Genomic DNA, 2387 nt, shown 5'->3' with positions numbered 1-2387 from the left:
GCAATGGCATCCAAACATTCCACGCGCTGACGCAGCACTTGGTCTTGGGCGAGCACGGCTTTGAGTTCGCCGGCATCCAAGCGGATGCCGTGCTCGCGGTCGAGTTTGTGGAGGTCGGTGAGGAATGTTTTACGGTCCTTATAGAGCTTGGGAGACACCGGCGGGACGCCGGTGCCACTTTGGTGGAGTAGGTTGCGGATTTGTTCCTGGCGCGCTTTCCCGGCCTCAATTTCCTGCTGACGGACGGCGGAATCTTTTTTGGCGCTGGTGGCGAGGTTCTTGAAACCGCTCTCGTCGTCGAGCCGGGCGAGGCGTTCGGCGCTGGCCTGAAAATTGAGCCGGAGCGGGCGCTCGACGGTGATCTTGTGGTAGCCAAAGTCAGCGTTGTCAAAAATCCGGCTGACGACGCGCTGACGCTGCACAGGCTGGTGGGTGACAGGGTTTTCCTCGGTGAAGGCGCGGGTTTCGCCATTTTTGAACCGGCCGAAAATTTTGGTGAGTTCGCCGATGTGGTCGGGGTCTTTCTCCTTGTCGGAGGGGTCGCCGATGCGGCGGCGCTTATTGCCAAGGCTTTTCTCCATGGGCACCCAGAACGGGCGGGCATCCATCAACTGCACCCTGCCTTTACGGGGTTTTTCCTTGCGGTTGGTCAGCACCCAAAGGTAGGTGGAGATGCCGGTGTTGTAGAAGAGTTGCTCGGGCAGGGCGACGATGGCTTCCAGCCAGTCTTTTTCGATGATCCAACGGCGGATTTCGCTTTCGCCGCCGCCGGCATCGCCGGTGAACAGGGGCGAGCCGTTGAAAACGATGGCAAGCCGGCTGCCGCCATCCTGCGGGGCGCGCATCTTGGAAAGCATGTGCTGGAGGAACAGCAATGCGCCATCATTCACACGGGGGGTGCCGGCGCCAAAGCGGCCGTTGAAACCCAGGGTGTCGCGCTCCTGTTCGATGAAGCGCTGCTGCTGCTTCCACTCGACGCCGAAGGGCGGATTGGCCAGCATGTAATCGAAAGTCCATTTCTTGCCGTTGCCATCACGGTCAAAGCCGTCCTTGGCGAAGGTATCGCCCAGGATGACGGCGTCGGCGTCCTCGCCCTTGATGAGCATGTCGGATTTACAGACCGCCCAGGCTTCATCATTCCAGTCCTGCCCGAACAGCTTGGGCTGGGCATCGGCATTGAGGTCGCGGATGTATTTCTCGGCGACGGACAACATGCCACCGGTGCCACAGGCGGGGTCGTAGATGGTCTTGACGACGTGGCTGCGGGCAAGGTCCTTCTCCGGTGAGAGGAGGAGATTGACCATGAGCTTGATGACCTCGCGCGGGGTGAAGTGTTCCCCGGCCTCTTCATTGGATTGTTCCGCGCCGATCCGGATAAGTTCCTCGAAGACGTAACCCATCTGGAGGTTGTCCACACGATCGGGGGAGAGATCAATGGCGGCGAACTGCTTGATGACGAGATAGAGAATGTCCTTTTCCGCCATGGTGGCGATCTGCTCGGGAAACTTGAAGCGCTCGATGATGGCGCGGACGTTGGGCGAGAAGCCGTTAATGTAGCTGTTGAGGTTCGGCGCGAGCTGGTTGGGATCATCAAGGACACCGTTCAGGCCACTGCCCTCGGGTGGCTTGGCCATCGTGAATCTGGACAGGTTGAAGAACGGAACGCCGGTGATCTGCGAGAGGCGATGGCGGATGATGTTTTCGCCCTTGGCCTTGATGGCGGCGTGCTCCTTCAGCACGGCGGCCTTGGTCGGGGCGAGGAGGCAATCGAACCGGCGCAGAACGGTGAGTGGCAGGATGACCTTGCGGTATTCATTCCGCTTGTAAGGGCCGCGCAGCAGATTGCAGATACTCCAGATGAAGCTGGCAATTTGGGAATGGTTTTCAACGGGCATAGGGTGATTGATTGATGCAGCAAGCCAGCGGGATAATCGCGCAGACCATGCGGCAGGGGGACGGGCTTTGGAATGGGAGTAGGCAAGGATGAGTCTGGACGAGACGCAAAAGGGCATGGCCTGACAAACGGAACCCAGGCCGTACCGAGATTGGTAAAAACGCCTTCGCCATAAATCATAAATCCGAGGCGGGATAGTGGATGAAGTTGGCGGGGATGGCCAGAAAAATCAAACACCGACATGGCAAAAAGATTAGCTGGCATAAAAATGGCAGGTAAAAGATTGTCGAGCAGAAGATGGGAGCTGGGAGGCGGAAGATTGCAAATCCAAAGGCTGGAGCCCGCGAATCACGCCAATCAACGCGAATGGGAAATGGGAAACTTTTGCAGAAATATCTACCGGCAGAAAAATCAAACAAACGCCGACATGGCAAAAAGATTAGCTGGGTCGAGTAGGACTGAGGCGCACGCAACCTTGCGGTCCATGTTTCCT

The 2387-nt window shown here is 58.0% G+C and carries 2 protein-coding genes; one reads left to right on the top strand and one right to left on the bottom strand.

The annotated features are described in order from the left end of the window. A partial coding sequence (locus WCO56_29605; protein ID MEI7733758.1) for a class I SAM-dependent DNA methyltransferase occupies positions 1-1895 on the bottom strand: 1895 nt, incomplete at its 3' end. Positions 1896-2135: 240 nt separating this feature from the next. On the opposite strand from WCO56_29605, the gene WCO56_29600 reads away from it, so the two are divergent. Then, positions 2136-2387: hypothetical protein (locus tag WCO56_29600; GenBank protein ID MEI7733757.1), on the top strand; the 252-nt coding region annotated here is incomplete at its 3' end.

The sequence above is a fragment of the Verrucomicrobiota bacterium genome, from assembly GCA_037139415.1.
GTDB lineage: Bacteria > Verrucomicrobiota > Verrucomicrobiia > Limisphaerales > Fontisphaeraceae > JBAXGN01.
The sequence above is the reverse complement of the archived record's forward strand: the minus strand, read 5'-3'. Positions and strand labels throughout refer to the sequence as shown.